We start from the raw sequence: 16,192 nt of genomic DNA on the forward strand, positions 1-16,192 counted from the left end.
GTTGAGAGTGAGCGCAGCTGTTAGCCAGGTGCCCATGCCGGCGGTTGCGCCCCGAACTGGACACCCGGCCTCGATGCATCAACCGGTGTCCAGGTAGAGCCTGATCGCCTTCCGGGGTCCAGTTCCTCGACGGTGAGGCCATCGAGATCCTGAGCCGAAGGTGAAACCTCGCCCGGGGTAGCGACCTGCAGGACACCCGTCCCACGACGGCCGGTTCCATCGGCGCTCCTTGTCGACAAGCCGTTTCCGCCATCCTCATTTAGCCGATGAGCGTGCGGGTGTCGACCAGATCGCCCGCCAGCCGAGAGGGCGCCGCCAGGTTGATCATCTCGGTTTCGGCGGGATGGTGGGATCCTGAGCGGGATAACGCCTTACCGCCGAAACGGCGGGCTCGGATCCGTCGATGCGCTGGAGGAGGCTGGGTGAGGAACCTGTACATCGTCACGCACCCGGAGGCGACGCACCACGTCGATGGACTGGTCGGCGGATGGTTCGATTCCGACCTTACTGGCCGCGGCCTTGCGCACGCCGGGCAGATCGCGCAGGCCCTGGCCGACCGGTTGCCGCCTGCTGCTGTCGTCGAGGTGTTCTCGTCGGACCTGCTGCGCGCCCGGCGGACAGCAGAGGTGCTCGGCAAGCGGCTCGGAGTGGGTGTGGTGCTCGACGCCGACCTGCGTGAGAAGTCGTACGGCGAGGCAGGAGGACGCCCGCAGGCATGGCTGGACGAACGGTTCATACCGCCGCCGGCCGCCGGTGAGCGGATGCGCCATGACGAGGGCATCCCCGACGCTGAGACGAAGTGGGAGTTGGCCGTGCGCGCCTACGCGGCGCTGGACCGGATCCTACGGTCGACGGTGGAGCATCAGATCGTGGTGACCCACGGGGGAACGGCCACGTTTTTGCTCGCGGCCTGGATCGGCATGCCCATCGACGCGGCGGGTCTGGTGGGCATCCGCTTCTCCCCCGGGGGCATCACCCATCTACGCGAGGACGACTACTTCCACAACCGCTGGATCGCCCAACTCAACGACACCCACCACCTGGCCTGACGCCGGGAGCGACCGTACTCCAGCCTTGGCCACGTCGGCCAGGGTGGCGATGAGCGTTCGCCAGTTGGAAGCGTCGATCTCCGCCCGGGCCGAGGGGATCGAGCAGAACCCGATTCAGGGCGTCGTAGTCGTGGGTGTCGTAGTAGCAGCCTTCGGCCGAGTGCTCGCCGCGGGATAGCGCTGTGCCCGGGGGAAGACGGGCAGCCCGGATCGCGCGGAGCAGGCGGGGGCGTTGGTGCCGACCGACGGCGAGGCGGTCCACGGCGGCCGGCCGATGAGCGGACATGGTGCGCCGTCTCTGACAGGTCAGGGGCGTGCGTCGAACTGGGCGCGCGCTTCGAAGATCCGGTCCATGTGCGTTTCCGCCCAGTCCTTGATCGCGATCATGACCGGAAACAGCTCGTGCCCGAGTGGGGTGAGTTCGTAGTCGACGCGGACCGGCACCGAGGCCGTGACCGTGCGGGTGACCAGGCCGTCGCGCTCCAGCGTGCGCAGGGTCTGGGTGAGCATCTTCTGGCTGACGCCGGCGATGCGGCCAGCGAGTTCGCTGTGCCGCTGCGGACCATTGGCGAGGGCTGGGATCACCAGTGCGACCCACTTGTCGGTGAGCCTGCTCAGCAGCTCACGGGTCGGGCATCGGTCCAGGTACGCGTCGTAGTCGCGTTTGGCCTGTTCCCGGCGTTGTGCCGCGGTCGTCGTCGGCATCGTGCCTCCATCGGTGCCCTAGGTACTTCGCAGTACCTACTTTCTCACAGCGCCCTACGTTCTTACGGTCTTGGTGATCACAGAGCTCACCAGGGAGACAGCGATGCGCGCAGTCAGCTATGCACAGTTCGGTGGCCCGGAGGTCCTGCATGTGGCGGACGTGCCGATCCCCGAGCCAGGACCGAGGCAGGTGCGGGTGCGGGTCACCGCATCCGTCGTCCACCCGGTCGACCTCATGATCCGCTCCGGTCGGTTCCCGGCCCCGCTACCGACCGGTCTGCCGTACATCCCCGGGTGGGATGTGGCGGGCGTCGTCGACGCGGTGGACGCGGCGGTGGAGCAGTTCACGATCGGCGACGAGGTGATCGGCTTTTCGCCGTGGCTGCAGACCACGGCCGGGGCTCACGCGGAGTATGTGGTGCTCGAGGCGGCCTGGCTGGCCACCGCGCCCGCCGGCGTTCCCGCCATCGAGGCGGCGACCCTGCCGACCAACGGCCTCGCCGCCGCCCAGGCCCTCGACCTGCTCGCCCTCCCGGCCGGCTCGACTGTGCTCGTCACCGGCGCCGCCGGGCAGGTCGGCGGGTTCGTCCTGGCGCTGGCCCGAGCGGCCGGCCTGCGCGCCACGGGACTCGCCGGAACGGACGACCGTGCTTTCGTGGAGTCGCTGGGCGCGGCGTTCCTGTCGCGTTCCGACGACCCGGCGGGGACGTTCGACGCGGTCGTCGACCTGGCGGTGATCGGCCCCTCGCTGCTGGACCTCATCCGTGACGGCGGCGGCTACGTGGCCGCGTCGCCTCCGCTTCGCCCGGACCCCGTGTGGGAGATCCGGACCTACGCGCTGGAGGTGCGACCGGACGGACCGCGACTGGGTGAACTGGTCGAACTCGTCACCCGCGGCGACATCCCGCTTCGTGTCGCGGGCGTGTACCCCTTCGCCGACGCCGCCGCCGCGCACGACCGGCTGGCCCGTGGCGGCGTCCGCGGCGGCGTGGTGATCGTCCCGTGACCCCAGCCGATTTTGCCTCCACGAGTGATCGGCGCTGCCCGTGGTGAGTGCGCCGCCTGCATCACGCTGACTGCACGGCGTGGCTCGGGGATCTTCATCTTCATCCTGCTGGCTGCAGCGGCACCCCACCTGTTGGGCTGGTTCATGCTGGCCGCCGCCGGCATCCCCGCCGGCGATGCACTGATCGTGGCACGCAACAACGGGCCGAGGACAGCCGTGTACGGCGTCATGGGGCCACCGCTGCGGTGATGGTGGCGATCAGCATCCTCCTGCTCGTCGTGTGAACACACGTCGCTTCGATCGATGAGTGCATCTGAAGGGAACAGACGCTCCATGCCCAGCTTCGAAATCAACCCGATCGGTACGGTCCGAAACGACAGGACGGAGGTCCAGCACAGCGATCACTGGGGCGCCGTCCGCAGCACGATCATTGTCGACGAGCGCTTCGGCGACGCGTGCCTGCAAGGACTGGAGGGCTTCTCTCACGTCGACGTGCTGTTCATCTTCGACCAGTTCGCGGAGCTCGACGACTACCGCGAACCACGCCCGAACCGCGGCCGTGCCGATCTCCCGCCCGTCGGCATCTTCGCTGGCCGTGGCCCCCGCAGACCGAACCGCATCGGGGTCACGTCCTGCGCGATCGCAGCCGTTCGCGGCCGCGAACTAACGGTGGTCGGCCTCGACGCGGTATCGGGCACCCCCGTCGTCGACCTGAAGCCGACGATGAGGGAGTTCCTGCCGGCAGACGTCCGGCAACCGGACTGGGTCGGCCGTCTGATGTCGGAGTACTTCCAGCCATGAGCGGAACCCCGACGGCGAGCTCCGGCCGGGAATTCCGTACGGCGGCCAGCGGCACCGCCGGCTGGTCCGGCCACCGTGAACGCCTACCGTGACGGCCACCTGATCGACACGACCAGGGGAGCACGTCCCATGTCCTTCGTACGGCGCTTCGACCACCTCGGCATCACGGTCGCCCGCTACCACGCGGACCCGAAGGCCGCGAGCCAAGCTTGACTGATACGTCGACCATCTGCTTATGTTGATGATATGACTAAGCCTAGGCCCGCCGTGCCAATGCGTGAACCCACGTATTTCATCCTCGCCGCCTTGCAGGAGGAACCGTTGCACGGCTACGCCATCGTCAAGCGCGCCCATGAGCTGTCCGACGGGCGGGTGCGGTTGACGACCGGCACGCTGTACGCCGCCTTGGACCGGCTTTCCAACGAGGAACTGGTGCAAGTGGCCGAGGAGGCGGTGGTGAACGGCCGCGCCCGCCGCACATACGAGCTGACCGAGCGTGGGTTGTCAGCACTGCATGAGGAGGCAGCGCGGATGGTTGCCGCAGCTCGGGTCGTTCGAGTCCGTTCCGCGCGCTCGACGGCTGCGACAGTTCAGACGGCGCCGGCATGACCGGCCTGGAGCGCCGCTACCGGTGGCTACTGCGTGCCTACCCTCGGGCCTACCGGCAGTACCGCGCCGACGAGATGCTGGAAACGCTGATGGGTGTGGGCGAGACCGACCGGAGGCACCCGAGCCTTCGGGAGTCCCTGGCGCTCGTGGTGGAAGGTCTCCGGGTCCGCTCCGGTGTGGACCGGCTTGGCTCCCGGGGCACCTTGCGAAACTCCGCGCTGCGACTGACCGCGCTGTCCCTGCTCGTCTGCGGCGTCACCCTTACGGCCCTGCCCCTCATATGGCGCTTGTGGCTGCTGCTGCCGGGTAACTCCGCCGGCTTTCTTTATGGGGGGAGCCTGGTCACGCCCGCATTGTTGCTTCTCGCGTTGGCTGCCGCCGCATGGGCTCACTACCGCCTCGCACTCGCCATGACCATTGGCGCCTTCGGTGCGGAGATCTGGCACTCTGCGGCGAATGACCTGTGGCATTCGGTAGAGCCATGGGCGGGCCTCGACGCGGTGTTGGGACTCCGGACGGGTCTCTACCTGGCCATGCAACCTTCTACGTGGGTGTGCCTGTTGGCCGCACTGGCGATGGTGCCGCTGCTTCGAGCGCGTCAGCCACGGGTGATGCGACCATGGGCCTGGCTTGTCGGAACGGCAATGACCATAGCTGTCATGACGCCAAATCCGCTCAATGGCTGGGCCGAACGGTTTACCCTGCCGGTCATCGTGGCCGCCGGGCTGGCGGCGGCTCTCGTGGGGGCGGCGCTCGATGTGCGAGTGTCGATCGCGGCCAGCGCGGTCCTTCTGGCGCTAATTCTGCCTATGCTGGCCTATGAACCAGCCAATTGGACACTCTACGGTTGGGAATGGGCGCCACGAAATCTGCTCCTCGGAGCCGTGATCGGAATTTTTGCAATCAACGTCACGGTCAGCAGAGCAGCCGCCCGTCGGCAAGTCGCTCTGTGAGCGGCGTGGTAGCTGTCTTCGTGGTCAAGCCGAGCGATTCCAGCGGAGCTCAGTGCACTTGCCTCACCGTAGGCCGGACCGCCAGCTAACGCGACCAGGGCGCGGTAGCGATGACGACAGTACGACAACGGCGGCAAATGACGCGCTAGTGCCGTGACCACGAACGTTCGCGGTGTTGGTGGACACGCCGTCCGCTTCCCGCCGGGTGGCGTGGGCCATTCGTTCTGGATGACGGGCGGCGTCGTTCCCGAGACCGGGCGCCGCGTATCGGCGCTATTCAGCGCGGCGGTATCTGCCGGGCGCGGTGCCGTACTGGCGTTTGAACGCGCTGGCGAAGGCGAACTCGGATGTGTAGCCGACTTTGGCTGCGATGGTGTTCAGGGGTGCGTCGGATTCTTTGAGAAGCCGGGCGGCGGTGGTCATCCGCCACCAGGTCAGGTAGGTCAGCGGCGGTTGGCCGAGCAGGGTGGTGAAGCGGCGGGCGAACGGTGCCCGGGACAGTCCGGCCTCGGCGGCGAGCGTCGCGACGGTCCACGGCCGCGCCGGGTCGCGGTGTATGGCCTGTAGTGCGGTGGTGGTGGTCGGGTCGTTGAGCGCTGCTGCCCAGCCGGTGGTGGTCGGGGGTGTGGGCTGCTGCTCGAGCCAGGTGCGCAGGATATGGAGCAGCAGCGTGTCGAGAAGTGCGGGAACGATGGCGTCCGTGCCGAGGCGGGGCCGTTCCAGTTCGGCGGCGAGCAGGTCCACGGTGGCGCGCAGTTCGGGGTGCCTGCCGAGGTGCGCGGGGAGGTGGATGAGTTCGGGTAGGTCGTGTAGCAGCGGATGGGCTCGGGTTGGATCGAGTTCGTAGGCGCCGCATAGGGTTACGGTGGCTGGGACACCGATGCCGGCCGGGGCGCCGATAGTGTCGGCGGCGTAGTGCTGCAGCGCCTGCGCGTCGTCCGGGTCGCACTCAGCCGTGGCTGGTGGGGTCGCTGGGTTGTCGGCCAGCGTGTGCCCCCGTCCGTGGGGCCGGAACACCACGTCCCCGGCGGCCAGGGGCACGGGGTCGGTGTCCGGCAGGATGAGCCAGCACGGTCCCTGCAGGATTATCTGGAAGCCGGCGGCTCCGGGCACGGAGGCGAACTGTTGCGCCCACGGTGCGTGCCACGCCACCCGCGCCGAGCGTGGTCGGCCGGTGCGCATGACCGTGATCACGTCGCTGAGTACGTCCACACGCCTATGGTATCGCGGCGGAGACGATCGGATATAGAACCGGGATCCTGAGGCATGGATCGTCTTCCGCGCGACGCATAGGTTCGCTCTATGAAAGCCATGCAAATTCACCGGTACGGCGACGCGTCCGTCATCCGCCAGGAAGACATCCCCCGCCCAGCACCCGGCCGGGGCGAGGTGTTGATCCAGGTCGCCGCGACCTCTTTCAACCCGTCCGACATCGGGCTGCGCCGCGGACTGCTGCGCGCTATTTTTCCGCTGGACCTCCCGTACACGCTCGGCGGGGAGGTCGCCGGCACAGTCGTCGAGGTCGGCGACGCCGTGCACACCCTGGCCGTAGGTGATCGGGTCATCGGCCGCGGCGGCGGCGCTGCGGCCGAGTACGTCACCGCCGCAGCCGACACCCTCGTTGCGGCACCCACCACCATTCCCCTCGCCCACGCCGCCGCCATCCCCATCGCCGGCGTCACCGCCTGGCAGGCGGTGTTCGAGCAGGCACGCATCACGCCCGGGCAGCGGGTCCTCGTCAACGGCGCAGGCGGTGGTGTCGGCGGGTTCGCCGTCCAACTCGCCAAGCACGCCGGAGCACACGTCGTCGCCACGGCCAGCCCGCGCAGCACCGACGCGGTCCGCCAGTTCGGCGCCGACCAGATCATCGACTACACCACCACGCCGTTCGCCGACGCCCTGGACGAACCGGTCGACGCGGTCCTCAACCTCGTCGTGGTCAGCGCACGGCAAGCCGCCACTCTGGTCCAGTTGGTTCGGCCGGGTGGCGTTGTCGTGTCCGCCACCGTCCCAGTCAAGGCGCCCACCGCCTCCCCGGTTACCGCAGCGCACTTTGTGGCCCGCAACGACACCAGCGACCTCGCCGCGCTGGTCAGGCTCGTCGACGCCGGTGTTGTCCGGGTCGACATCACCGCGTCGCGTCCGCTCACCGACCTGGCCTCGGTACACCGCGACGCCGAGTCCGGCCGCACCCGCGGCAAGATCATCCTCGTTCCGTGAAGGAGTCCCTGATGACCAGCACGTCCGGCTCTCCGATGACCACGCCGGTGCGCGTCGGTGCCCTCACGGTCAGCGGTGCCGTCCTGGCCACGGCGCTGCTGTGGACAACCGCCCAGGTCCTGGGTATCGAGCTGCGCGTCGACCCTCGTAACGGCCGGGCGCCAGGTGTTATCAGCCTGCCGTTCACCGCCACCCTCACCCTCGCCGTTTGTCTGCTCAGCTGGGGCGCGCGAGCGTTACTGGACCGGTTGACCCGCAGAGCACCGATCATCTGGACTGTGCTTGCCGTCCTCGTGTTACTTGCATCGTTCCTGCCGCTGCTCATTGTCGAGGCGACCGGTGCAGCCAAGGCCATCCTTGCGCTGATGCACGTCGCGGTCGCCGCCGTTCTAATCCCCGTCTTCAGCTGGCGGAAGTCCTGATCGTCCGTCGGCGGAACTGCCATGCCAACCGTGGCTGAGGCACCACCTACGACGCGGTGCCGCGGCTCGCCCTCTAGAGCCGTGCCCAACCGCGGGGTGTCGCGCATCCACCCGGCCCCCAGCTGTTGGTGGTGGGGGGCGCCAGATCTTGTCGGCGGCTGCGGGGCGGCGGCTGCGTCGATCGTTTGGGCGAGGGCCGTCAGAGTGGGGCGAGGCGGCGCTTGAGCAGGCAGAACTCGTTGCCTTCTGGATCGGCGAGGACGTGCCAGGACGCATCCGCAGGCTGACCGATGCCGACGAGTTTGGCCCCGGCGGCCAGGAGGCGCTCGAGCTCGGCGTCCTGATCGCGGTCGGTGGGGTTGACGTCGATGTGCAGCCGGGCATGCCCGTTTTTCGGCTCGTCGTTGCGGATGAGGAAGATCGTCGGCTGCGGGCCGCCGAACCCTTCGCGCGGACCTATCTCGATGTAGACCTCCTCTTCGCGATCGAGCTCTATGAAGTCCAGGACCTCGCACCAGAACCGCGCCAGCGCCTCGGGGTCGCGGCACTTGAGCACGATCTCACTGATACGGCATGCCATTGACGAAACCTACTCTCAGCATGGGAACTGCCGGGGCGACCGTACATGTATCTCATGGCTCCCTGCAGTGAGAACAAGCTTGCGATCGTACCGGGCGAGGCGAGCGGGCTCGAATTGATTTCAGGCCCTTGCCTGGCCAGGCCGCGAGGCGATGGCCGTAGGTCGCGCAGCAGGGCAGCCGACCTGCCTCGATCCCGCCGGTGCAAGATCATGTACTGAGCTGCCAAGAAGACGCGCGGGCAAAGGTGCTCACGCCGGCACAGCAGCGCTCCCCGCTGGCTCGCCGGCGTACGGCCTACGGCAGGCCGCCGTAGGCCTCCTCAGCCAGTTGATCCGCGATCGGCGATGATCAACGCGGTTAGCGCCCGACCTGTTGCCGGTGGCTCTTACTTGATGGAGTCGACTGCTGGCATGACGCCACCGCTGGCGAGGATTGCGGTGGACGGGGTTGCTGCGGCAGAGCTTGGACGAGTTGGTGCAGTTCCGGTATGGCGCGAGGCAGGTACGTGAGTGACCAAGCCAGCCGGTTGACGACGCTGACGGCGGTCGCGTCCAGTGGGGCGAGGTCGGCGGGTACCTGCCGATCGGCAATGACGAACAGGTCACTTCGATGCAGGCCGAGGAGAGGCCCGAGCCGGCGCAGCATCGTTGGTCGCCGTTGGGTATCAGCGGATCGTCAGCGAGCGCATCGCGGCTGCGTTGGCGGCGTCGGCGCAGGCCAGAGCGCCCCGGATATCGCTCACTGTGATTGTCGGTGATCTTTTGCTAGCCTCGCACGAAGATCGATGCCGGTCGTTGAGGAGGCCTTGGTGTCCGACGTCCAAAGGACTCGCCAGTCACAATGGTTCGACTTCGTCGCGTTCCGTCAGGACCTTCGCGCTGCTCTGGCCGACGCCACCGCGGCGCTCGTCATCACCCTGGTCATCTTCTTCTGGCTCTACCAGCGCATCGAGTCCGGCTCGTCGATGACGCTGCAGGTGATGCCGATGCTGGCCGACGCCGACAGGTACTGGATGTACTGGATGTGCGAGGCGTTCGGATGGTCCGCCCTGCTGTGGGCGTGGATCACAGTGATGCTGGGGCTGCTCCGCTCCAGCCGTCGCCCTGGCTGGCTGCCGGTCTCCGTCGCCCGGATCGAGAAGTGGCACCGGACCACCAGCCTCACCACCATCGCGCTGATGTTCGGCCACGCGTTCTGGCTGTTCGCCGAATTCGTCCGGGACAACGAGGATCGACGCGGCTGGGGCGGGCGGACCTGGAGTGCCTTCGTCGACACGTTCGTGCCGGGGGCGTATGCCAGCGGCACCGGAAAGGTTGCCATCTTCATCGGGCTGCTCGCCTTCTACCTGGCCATTCCGCTCGGCCTCGCCTTCTACGCGCGCAGGTCGATCGGCGCGCGGACCTGGCGGGTGCTGCACGCCTCGATTCTGGTGGTGTACGTCCTCAGCGTCTGGCACACCTTGCTGTACGGCACGAACGTGTGGTACGACGGCTGGTTCCGCACCACCGTCTGGCTGCTTCAACTGCCTGTCGCCGCCCTGCTGCTGGCCAGGCTGCTGGCGCCGGCCCGCCGACCCGGACAGCGCAGGCTCGACCTGTTGGGACGCGCCGTGGCCCGCAGTTGCGCTGCGGCGACCATCGTCGTGGTGCTCGCCGTGGCCGCCACTGGGCGTGACGGCGGGCGCACTCCCGGCGTCGCCGGCGCCGGACTCAACGTCACGCGCACCATGGTCTGGATCGGGCTCGTGGTGTTCATCGCCGTGGTCACCGTGTTCGTGTACCGAGCACAGCGCATCACCCCCGCACGGCAGACCAGGACGGAGCGCGAGGAGGTCGAGAGTTCGCCCGTGTGATGCCGGGTAGTGAGGTCAGCTGGAAACTCCCTCCGCGCGCTGAGGAAGTTGGTGATGACCGACGTCCTGGACCTCGATGCCGGGCCGTTGTTCGATGCTGTCCGCGATGCGGCGCAGCAGCGCCGGGACACTGCCCTGGCTGGGCCCGACGGGGTTGGCTTGCGAGAAGTGCCTGATGCTCCAGGATCTCGGCTCGGGCGGCATCACCGCAGTCTGCCAGGGGCCCGCTAGCCGACCGTTTCCGTGCGGCACGTGCGGGCAAAGGACCGTGAAACGCCGTGTGGCGGCGTGCTGCTTGCCAGACTGGCCGTGTGCCGAGGCAGGTAGATCCAGGGCAACCGGACCGGATGCCGCGAGGGGTGTGGCGCGTAGGGAAAGCCACTCGCGTCTCCACCACCGAACTCATCTTCGACCTGGTCTTCGTCTTCGCATTCATCCAGGTCACGACTTTGATGGCCAGCAACTTCACCGGCGGGGGTGTGGCACGCGGAGTGCTCGTGCTGGCCGTGCTCTGGTCTGCCTGGTCGGTCTCTGCCTGGCTCAGCACCCGCGTGCGGGTCGATTTCGGCGTGGTGCGTGTCGGCTTTCTCACGGTGATGGCAGCGCTGTTCCTGCTCGCGGTGAATGCCCCCGAGGCGTTCACCGACCTCCCCGGCGGCTTGGACGGGCCGCTGGTGTTCGCTGTGTGCTACCTCATCGTGCGAGTGCTGCTGCTGGCGTTGCGCTGGTACAGCCTGCCGCCGGCGCGAGGACTGTGGGTGGCAGGACTCCAGGTGGCGACGCTCGCCGGCCCGGTTCTCATCCTCGCCGCCGCGCTCGTACCGCAGTTGATCTTCGACCGGCCCGCGCAGATCGCTCTCGCCCAGGTCGGGCTCTGGGTGCTCGCCGTCGTGATCGACTACCTGGTCGGAATTGGTCTGCCACTGCCGCAACGACGAATTTTCTCGCCCGCGCACTGGGCGGAACGACACTCGCTCATCGTCATCATTGCCCTCGGTGAATCGATCATCTCGGTCGGTCTGGCTGGCACCCGCCTTCCCGCGTCGTGGCCGCTGCTGTTGTCCTCTCTGTTCGGCGTCACCCTCACCGCGGCCCTTGCCTGGATCTACTTCGACATCGTGGCACTCGCCGGTGAGCAGGCTCTGCAACGCTGCCCGTTCGAACAGCGGGCCAAGCTGGCCCGCGACGCCTACACCTTCTTGCACCTGCCGATGATCCTCGGCATCATCATCCTCTCCCTCGGGCTGCAGAAGGAGTTGAGCTACGGCTCACCTGAGAGCTACCTCCCGGAAACGCCGCTGCCCGGCTTCACCCTCTACACCCTCTACGGCGGCGTTGTGCTCTTTCTGCTCGCCCAGGTCGGCTTCCAGCTGCGAGTGGCGCGGCTGGTGAGCACGATCGTCTGGCCCCGGCTGGCCGCCGCAGGGCTGCTCGTCGGGCTGACCCCGAACGTCAGATCGATGCCGGCGCTGGGGGTGCTCGCCATCCTCACCGCGATCTGTCTCGCGCTGATCGTCGTCGAGGTCGCGGTAGCGGGCGGGCAGCGCCGCCGGCTACGCGAGGTCGCCCTCCTGGAGGCACCTGCCCCCCGACCGGACCCTTCCGGGCCGGGCGTGTCCTGAGCAGCGCTGAGTCGGCTCAGCGTGCTCTCTTCGTCGCCCGTTTGCGCGGTGGTGTCAACAGGTCGGCGATCGCCGCGATCGCGGACGGCACCAGTCGGTAGTACGCCCAGACGCCGCGCTTCTCGCGTTCTAGCAGACCGGCCTCGGTGAGGATCCGAAGGTGATGACTGACGGTCGGCTGGGAGAGACCAAGCGGCGCGGTGAGGTCACTGACGGATGCCTCGCCGTTCGGAGCGGACTGGATCAGACTGAGCAGTCGGAGTCGGGCCGGGTCGGCGAAGGCCTTCAACACCCCCGCGAGCCGCTCCGCGTCGGCACGTTTGATCGGCTCGCCGGCGAGGGGCGAGACAGCAGGCGTAGCAGGTTTAACAGCTCTCACGCCGTCCATCGTTCCACCAACGCGATCGATCGGTTGGCGAAACCGGAGCAGTACCCCGATCGCGACCTCGGGCCCCGTTTCGTACGCTCGGATTCGAGCGGTCAGCTCATGAGACGTTGCGGCGGGAGCGGGCCAGGGCCAGCCCGCCGAGGAGCGTGGCGACCGCTCCCACCACCAGGTCCAGGAAACCTCCCACTATTCCGTAGCCGGTGCCGGGACCGCCGTCGGCGGCAGCCACCACCAACCCGCCGATGATCGTGCAGGTCAGCCCCGCCACCAGGGCCATGCTGGCCCCCCTTCTTCCGCTGCCGGTACGAGGGGATCGAGTCAGAGTCACCCCGCCGATGATCACACCGCCCAGCCCTAGCAGCGCGCCGACCAGGGACCAGAGACGGCCGGCCGTCATGGTGGAAGCGCTGACAGCGCCCGGCTGGACCAGGATGTGCGCGGCTGCCGGTGCGGCAAGCCCGAGAACTCCGAGCGGACCGGCTGTGGCGGCGGCAAGTAGGCGACGGACGGACATGAGGGGCTCCTTCGTTTCTGCGACTGGACTCCGCCTGATCATGTCCGCTGGTTCCGCCGCCAGTCGTCCAGCTGACGCAGGCACTTCGCGCTGCCGCCGAAGGCGTACCTCCTGCCGTGGCTGCCGCAGGCGCGGCCGTGAGATACCGCGGCTGCGGTAGGAAGCCGATCATCCGCGGGCGGGATTCGCCCATAGCGACGTCTGGCTAGGGTGCGCGCATGGACGAACGACGGTTCGGTGTCCCGGCCGGTGTCAGAGACTGGGGGATCGCTGTCGGCGTGGCGGCGGCTCTGCTGGCCACCGGACTGTCCAAGCACCACCCCGCCGGAGGCGTCGACCTGCTCGGCTACGCGCTGCTGACGGCCGGCGGCCTGGCGCTGGCCGCGCGGCGCCGCGCTCCGGTGGCCGTCCTGGCCGTCACCGGGCTCTGCGCGGTAGGGCATCAGGCGATCGGTCTTGATGTGCCTGCCGTCGCCTACCTGTTCGCGGTGTACGCCGCCGTGCGGGCGGGACACCGGGCCGTCACGGTGGCGGTGAGCGTGGCCATGCTGGCCGCCCTCCTGTTCGCGGCTCTGGCCGCCCTGCACGACACGGGTGAGGCGTTCGCTCACGCTCGCGGTGCCCTCGAGCTGGCCTGGCTGATCGCCGCAGGCGCCGCCGGTGAAGCGCTGCGGCAGGCCGAGCGGCGGGCGGACGAAGCCGAGCGCACCCGGGAGGAGACCGCGCGGCGCCGCGCCAACGAGGAACGGCTGCACATCGCGCGGGAGTTGCACGATACGCTTACCCACCACATCTCGATCATCAAGGTGCAGGCCGAAGTCGCTGTCCACCTGGCCCGCAAGCGGGGAGAGCAGGTGCCCGAGGCCCTGCTGGTGATCCGGGAAGCCGGTCGAGACGCGACCCGGGAACTGCGTGCGACGCTGGGGGCGCTGCGCGACGACGATGGCAAGACTCCGCCGTATGGGCTCGACCATCTCCCGGAACTGCTGGAACGGGCCCGTGCGGCTGGCCTGGCCGCGACGCTGATGATCGAAGGGCAGCGATACGACGTGTCGGTGCCGGTGGACCGGACCGCCTACCGGATCGTTCAGGAGTCGCTCACCAACATCGCCCGTCACGCCGCCGCCGCTACGGCTTCGGTCCGGATCGACTACCGTCCGGACGCTCTCGCGATCCGAGTCGACGATGACGGCAACGCCACGCCGGGCACCGTGGCGATGCCCGGTGTCGGGCTGCTCGGAATGCGCGAACGGGTCAACGCCCTCGGCGGTCGCCTGCGCGCGGAGCCGCGCGGCGAGGGCGGCTTCACCGTCCAGGCTGAACTCCCCGTGGGCACAAGGTCATGATCCGCGTCCTGCTGGTCGACGACCAGCCGCTCCTTCGCAGCGGCTTCCGCGCGCTCCTCGATGTCGAGGATGACATCGAGGTGGTGGCCGAGGCCGCTGACGGGAAGGATGGCCTGGCGCTCGCCCGGGAACACCTGCCGGATGTCGCGCTCATCGACATTCAGATGCCGGTGATGGACGGCATCGAGGCGACCCGGCGCATCGCCGCCGACCCGGACCTGGCCCGGGTGCACGTCGTCATCCTGACCAACTACGGCTTGGATGAGTACGTGTTCGACGCGCTGCGCGCCGGCGCTGCCGGCTTCCTCGTGAAGGACATCGTGCCCGAGGACTTCCTGCACGCCGTTCGCGTCGCCGCGCGGGGCGACGCCCTGCTGGCACCGTCGATCACACGCAAGCTGATCAGTCGGTACGTCACCGAGCCGATCCACACCGGCGCCGACACGGGGTTGACCGGGCTGACGAACCGCGAACGCGAAACCGTCGCCCTGGTCGCGCAGGGCCTGTCCAACGACCAGATCGCTGAACGTATGGTGATCAGCCCGCTGACCGCGAAGACCCACGTCAACCGGGCCATGGCCAAGCTCAACGCCCGTGACCGTGCCCAGCTCGTGGTCCTCGCCTACGAATCCGGCCTGGTCACCCCACGCAACCGCACCCGCCTCGGCGAGGTAGGCGTAGGAGGCGTCCTCGATGAGCAAATTCTTTGACTGTCTTGCTTTCGGGCCCGTAGCGTCCGGCCTCGACCCGTCGCGCCAACTGATCGCCGCCCAGTGCTCCGGCGCGCTGGTGCTGGCCAAGCTGGGTCTGCTCGACAGCATCCCGGCGTGCACCGACCTGACCACGAAGCCATGGGTGATCGCCGCCGGGGTCGAGGTTCTCGACCAGCCCTTCTTCGCCAGGGACAACGTTGCCACCGCCAGCGGTTGCCTGGCCTCGTACTACCTCGCCGCCTGGATCATCACCCGGCTGCGCGGCACGGAGGCGGCCGAAGGCGCGTTGCACTACGTGGCGCCGGTCGGTGAGAAGGAGGAGTACATCAAGTGGGCCTTGCGCAACATTGATTCAGGCCGGGTTTGTCATTCGCCTGCGGCGCGGCCCGGTCGGCACGTCGGCCACGGATACCGCCCGGACTCAGTAGGGTCGGGTTCGATCGCTGTCGAGCTGAGCCGCATACGCTATCGCAGGGCGCCGATCTGGCAGGCTGGCCCAGCGACGCGAAGCACCTCACCGACGATCGTTCAGGGTCGCGAAGCGTTGCACCGGCGACCGGTCACCGCGATCCGTTGACGCACTCAGCTCGACAGGGCCCACGTCCGACCTGGCAACCCTCGGACCGCCGCTTGGGCGCCCTACCCTGTTTATCCGGGTCTGTACGCCGACATCGTCGGCTTCGGCGAGCTCGACGCAGCAGGCACCGGGGCGAGGGGCCAGCCGTGCCTGCACCTGCGTCACGTTCAGGCCGTCGATGAGGCCGGTGAGGAAGGCGTGGTTGAGCCCGCACACGAGCGCGGTCTGTCGGGTTGCCAGAGCGTGGAACGGACAGTTGCGCAGCACCACCGTCGTCCCGCTCTCGCGGTCGGGTTCGAAGCCGAGGCCGGTGAGCGCGTCGAGCAGGGCGGTGCCCCGCAGCTGGGACCCGAGCAGGCGCCCTCGATGCTCAGCGTGGCGGCGTGCGGCCTCGTCGGCGTTGGCGGGATCGTCGACGACGGCATCCGCGAGGATCTCGGCGATGAGCTCGTAGCGGCGTTCGGGGATGGTGATGGTCAGGCCGGTGTCGGCCGCCTGGTAGACCTTGGGCGACCGGCCCCGGCCGCGGGGCTGGCCGGGTGGGGCCTGGTAGCGCGCGCGTAGCAGGCCAGCGTCAACCAGCTTGTCCAGATGAAAGGCGGCCAGGCTGCGGGACATGTGGCAGGCGGCGGCGGCCTCCTCCCGGCTGACCGGGTCGCCCTGGCGCCGCACGTAGTCGTACAGCGTCCGGCGCGAGGTGTCTGCCAGCGCAGTCACCACTGTCCACCGGTCACCTGCGCTCATGCCCGGATATTATCACCAGCCTCGGCTATTGAAATTCTTGGTTGCAGGGGGCAGCATGAGGAATAACGGGAGTCCTGATTGGTGAAATGA

The 16,192-nt window shown here is 68.4% G+C and carries 20 protein-coding genes and 1 pseudogene; 14 read left to right on the plus strand and 7 right to left on the minus strand.

The genetic code is table 11. The features are described 5' to 3' along the window. Positions 1-422: 422 nt before the first annotated feature. Complete coding sequence (locus Vqi01_RS25810) at positions 423-1,049, plus strand: histidine phosphatase family protein (protein WP_204037510.1); 627 nt, start codon at positions 423-425, stop codon at positions 1,047-1,049. A 58-nt stretch (positions 1,050-1,107) separates the two neighbouring features. Here the strand turns inward: Vqi01_RS25810 and Vqi01_RS31060 are convergent. Both Vqi01_RS31060 and Vqi01_RS25815 read right to left on the minus strand, forming a co-directional pair. Continuing rightward, a pseudogene (locus Vqi01_RS31060) lies at positions 1,108-1,247 on the minus strand (uridylate kinase); the annotation flags it as partial. Between the two features lie 108 nt (positions 1,248-1,355). Further along, a complete protein-coding gene (locus Vqi01_RS25815; protein WP_204037512.1) occupies positions 1,356-1,754 on the minus strand; it encodes a winged helix-turn-helix transcriptional regulator in 399 nt (132 codons plus the stop codon). Positions 1,755-1,857: 103 nt separating this feature from the next. Between Vqi01_RS25815 and Vqi01_RS25820 the strand changes: the two genes are divergently transcribed. The 6 genes from Vqi01_RS25820 (at position 1,858) to Vqi01_RS25845 (ending at position 5,123) form a co-directional block, all read left to right on the plus strand. Further along, a complete protein-coding gene (locus tag Vqi01_RS25820) occupies positions 1,858-2,760 on the plus strand; it encodes an NADP-dependent oxidoreductase (RefSeq protein WP_204037514.1) in 903 nt (300 codons plus the stop codon). A gap of 24 nt (positions 2,761-2,784) precedes the next feature. Further along, positions 2,785-3,009, plus strand: coding sequence for a DUF4267 domain-containing protein (locus tag Vqi01_RS25825; RefSeq protein ID WP_204037516.1), 225 nt, complete (start codon positions 2,785-2,787; stop codon positions 3,007-3,009). A gap of 84 nt (positions 3,010-3,093) precedes the next feature. Then, positions 3,094-3,561, plus strand: coding sequence for an SAM-dependent methyltransferase (locus tag Vqi01_RS25830; RefSeq protein ID WP_204037517.1), 468 nt, complete (start codon positions 3,094-3,096; stop codon positions 3,559-3,561). 75 nt (positions 3,562-3,636) lie between these two features. Beyond that, entirely contained in the window at positions 3,637-3,774 is a 138-nt protein-coding gene (locus tag Vqi01_RS25835) for a hypothetical protein (RefSeq protein WP_204037519.1), read from the plus strand. A gap of 60 nt (positions 3,775-3,834) precedes the next feature. Next, the gene (locus Vqi01_RS25840; RefSeq protein WP_204037520.1) at positions 3,835-4,170 is read left to right on the plus strand and encodes a PadR family transcriptional regulator; all 336 of its coding nucleotides are present in this window, start codon (positions 3,835-3,837) and stop codon (positions 4,168-4,170) included. Next, complete coding sequence (locus Vqi01_RS25845; RefSeq protein ID WP_204037522.1) at positions 4,167-5,123, plus strand: hypothetical protein; 957 nt, start codon at positions 4,167-4,169, stop codon at positions 5,121-5,123. Before Vqi01_RS25840 ends, Vqi01_RS25845 begins: the two co-directional genes overlap by 4 nt. A gap of 273 nt (positions 5,124-5,396) precedes the next feature. On the opposite strand, the gene Vqi01_RS25850 is transcribed toward Vqi01_RS25845, so the two are convergent. Continuing rightward, positions 5,397-6,335, minus strand: a complete 939-nt coding sequence (locus Vqi01_RS25850; protein WP_204037524.1) for an AraC family transcriptional regulator — start codon at positions 6,333-6,335, stop codon at positions 5,397-5,399. A gap of 90 nt (positions 6,336-6,425) precedes the next feature. Between Vqi01_RS25850 and Vqi01_RS25855 the strand changes: the two genes are divergently transcribed. Then, complete coding sequence (locus Vqi01_RS25855) at positions 6,426-7,343, plus strand: NADP-dependent oxidoreductase (RefSeq protein ID WP_204037525.1); 918 nt, start codon at positions 6,426-6,428, stop codon at positions 7,341-7,343. An 11-nt stretch (positions 7,344-7,354) separates the two neighbouring features. Then, positions 7,355-7,765 carry a DUF6069 family protein gene (locus tag Vqi01_RS31065; RefSeq protein ID WP_239098669.1) on the plus strand — a complete coding sequence of 137 codons (411 nt, stop codon included), beginning with the start codon at positions 7,355-7,357 and terminating at the stop codon, positions 7,763-7,765. 199 nt (positions 7,766-7,964) lie between these two features. Here Vqi01_RS31065 and Vqi01_RS25865 read toward each other — a convergent pair whose 3' ends face one another. After that, positions 7,965-8,345 carry a VOC family protein gene (locus Vqi01_RS25865; RefSeq protein WP_204037527.1) on the minus strand — a complete coding sequence of 127 codons (381 nt, stop codon included), beginning with the start codon at positions 8,343-8,345 and terminating at the stop codon, positions 7,965-7,967. Positions 8,346-9,154: 809 nt separating this feature from the next. Here Vqi01_RS25865 and Vqi01_RS25870 point away from each other — a divergent pair. Continuing rightward, positions 9,155-10,198: a ferric reductase-like transmembrane domain-containing protein gene (locus Vqi01_RS25870; protein ID WP_204037534.1), complete on the plus strand. Its 1,044-nt coding sequence runs from the start codon at positions 9,155-9,157 to the stop codon at positions 10,196-10,198. Positions 10,199-10,557: 359 nt separating this feature from the next. Further along, complete coding sequence (locus Vqi01_RS25875) at positions 10,558-11,820, plus strand: low temperature requirement protein A (RefSeq protein ID WP_204037536.1); 1,263 nt, start codon at positions 10,558-10,560, stop codon at positions 11,818-11,820. A 16-nt stretch (positions 11,821-11,836) separates the two neighbouring features. Here the strand turns inward: Vqi01_RS25875 and Vqi01_RS25880 are convergent, their stop codons facing one another. Together Vqi01_RS25880 and Vqi01_RS25885 are read right to left on the minus strand one after the other, a co-directional pair. Beyond that, positions 11,837-12,199, minus strand: coding sequence for an ArsR/SmtB family transcription factor (locus Vqi01_RS25880; RefSeq protein ID WP_239098671.1), 363 nt, complete (start codon positions 12,197-12,199; stop codon positions 11,837-11,839). A gap of 106 nt (positions 12,200-12,305) precedes the next feature. Beyond that, positions 12,306-12,722, minus strand: a complete 417-nt coding sequence (locus Vqi01_RS25885) for a DUF6223 family protein (protein WP_204037538.1) — start codon at positions 12,720-12,722, stop codon at positions 12,306-12,308. A gap of 218 nt (positions 12,723-12,940) precedes the next feature. On the opposite strand from Vqi01_RS25885, the gene Vqi01_RS25890 reads away from it, so the two are divergent. From Vqi01_RS25890 to Vqi01_RS31070, 3 genes are read left to right on the plus strand one after another with little or no spacing between them, the layout of a single operon-like run. Next, complete coding sequence (locus Vqi01_RS25890) at positions 12,941-14,068, plus strand: sensor histidine kinase (protein WP_204037539.1); 1,128 nt, start codon at positions 12,941-12,943, stop codon at positions 14,066-14,068. Beyond that, entirely contained in the window at positions 14,065-14,778 is a 714-nt protein-coding gene (locus Vqi01_RS25895; protein WP_204037540.1) for a response regulator, read from the plus strand. Before Vqi01_RS25890 ends, Vqi01_RS25895 begins: the two co-directional genes overlap by 4 nt. Beyond that, positions 14,762-15,358, plus strand: a complete 597-nt coding sequence (locus tag Vqi01_RS31070; protein WP_239098672.1) for a type 1 glutamine amidotransferase family protein — start codon at positions 14,762-14,764, stop codon at positions 15,356-15,358. The genes Vqi01_RS25895 and Vqi01_RS31070 overlap by 17 nt, the downstream gene beginning before the upstream one ends. Here the strand turns inward: Vqi01_RS31070 and Vqi01_RS25905 are convergent. After that, a complete protein-coding gene (locus Vqi01_RS25905; RefSeq protein ID WP_204037541.1) occupies positions 15,296-16,102 on the minus strand; it encodes a helix-turn-helix transcriptional regulator in 807 nt (268 codons plus the stop codon). The two genes, Vqi01_RS31070 and Vqi01_RS25905, sit on opposite strands and share 63 nt — an antisense overlap. Positions 16,103-16,192 lie beyond the last annotated feature (90 nt).

Source organism: Micromonospora qiuiae, assembly GCF_016863555.1.
Classification (GTDB): Bacteria; Actinomycetota; Actinomycetes; order Mycobacteriales; family Micromonosporaceae; genus Micromonospora; species Micromonospora qiuiae.

Excerpts from the sequence above, each read along its gene's own strand:
- Vqi01_RS25885 (WP_204037538.1), bottom strand. The coding sequence starts at position 12,722 with ATGTCCGTCCGTCGCCTACTTGCCGCCGCCACAGCCGGTCCGCTCGGA.
- Vqi01_RS25815 (WP_204037512.1), bottom strand. The coding sequence starts at position 1,754 with ATGCCGACGACGACCGCGGCACAACGCCGGGAACAGGCCAAACGCGAC.
- Vqi01_RS31065 (WP_239098669.1), top strand. The coding sequence starts at position 7,355 with ATGACCAGCACGTCCGGCTCTCCGATGACCACGCCGGTGCGCGTCGGT.
- Vqi01_RS31070 (WP_239098672.1), top strand. The coding sequence starts at position 14,762 with ATGAGCAAATTCTTTGACTGTCTTGCTTTCGGGCCCGTAGCGTCCGGC.
- Vqi01_RS25890 (WP_204037539.1), top strand. The coding sequence starts at position 12,941 with ATGGACGAACGACGGTTCGGTGTCCCGGCCGGTGTCAGAGACTGGGGG.
- Vqi01_RS25820 (WP_204037514.1), top strand. The coding sequence starts at position 1,858 with ATGCGCGCAGTCAGCTATGCACAGTTCGGTGGCCCGGAGGTCCTGCAT.
- Vqi01_RS25855 (WP_204037525.1), top strand. The coding sequence starts at position 6,426 with ATGAAAGCCATGCAAATTCACCGGTACGGCGACGCGTCCGTCATCCGC.
- Vqi01_RS25905 (WP_204037541.1), bottom strand. The coding sequence starts at position 16,102 with ATGAGCGCAGGTGACCGGTGGACAGTGGTGACTGCGCTGGCAGACACC.
- Vqi01_RS25865 (WP_204037527.1), bottom strand. The coding sequence starts at position 8,345 with ATGGCATGCCGTATCAGTGAGATCGTGCTCAAGTGCCGCGACCCCGAG.
- Vqi01_RS25845 (WP_204037522.1), top strand. The coding sequence starts at position 4,167 with ATGACCGGCCTGGAGCGCCGCTACCGGTGGCTACTGCGTGCCTACCCT.
- Vqi01_RS25840 (WP_204037520.1), top strand. The coding sequence starts at position 3,835 with ATGCGTGAACCCACGTATTTCATCCTCGCCGCCTTGCAGGAGGAACCG.
- Vqi01_RS25895 (WP_204037540.1), top strand. The coding sequence starts at position 14,065 with ATGATCCGCGTCCTGCTGGTCGACGACCAGCCGCTCCTTCGCAGCGGC.
- Vqi01_RS25830 (WP_204037517.1), top strand. The coding sequence starts at position 3,094 with ATGCCCAGCTTCGAAATCAACCCGATCGGTACGGTCCGAAACGACAGG.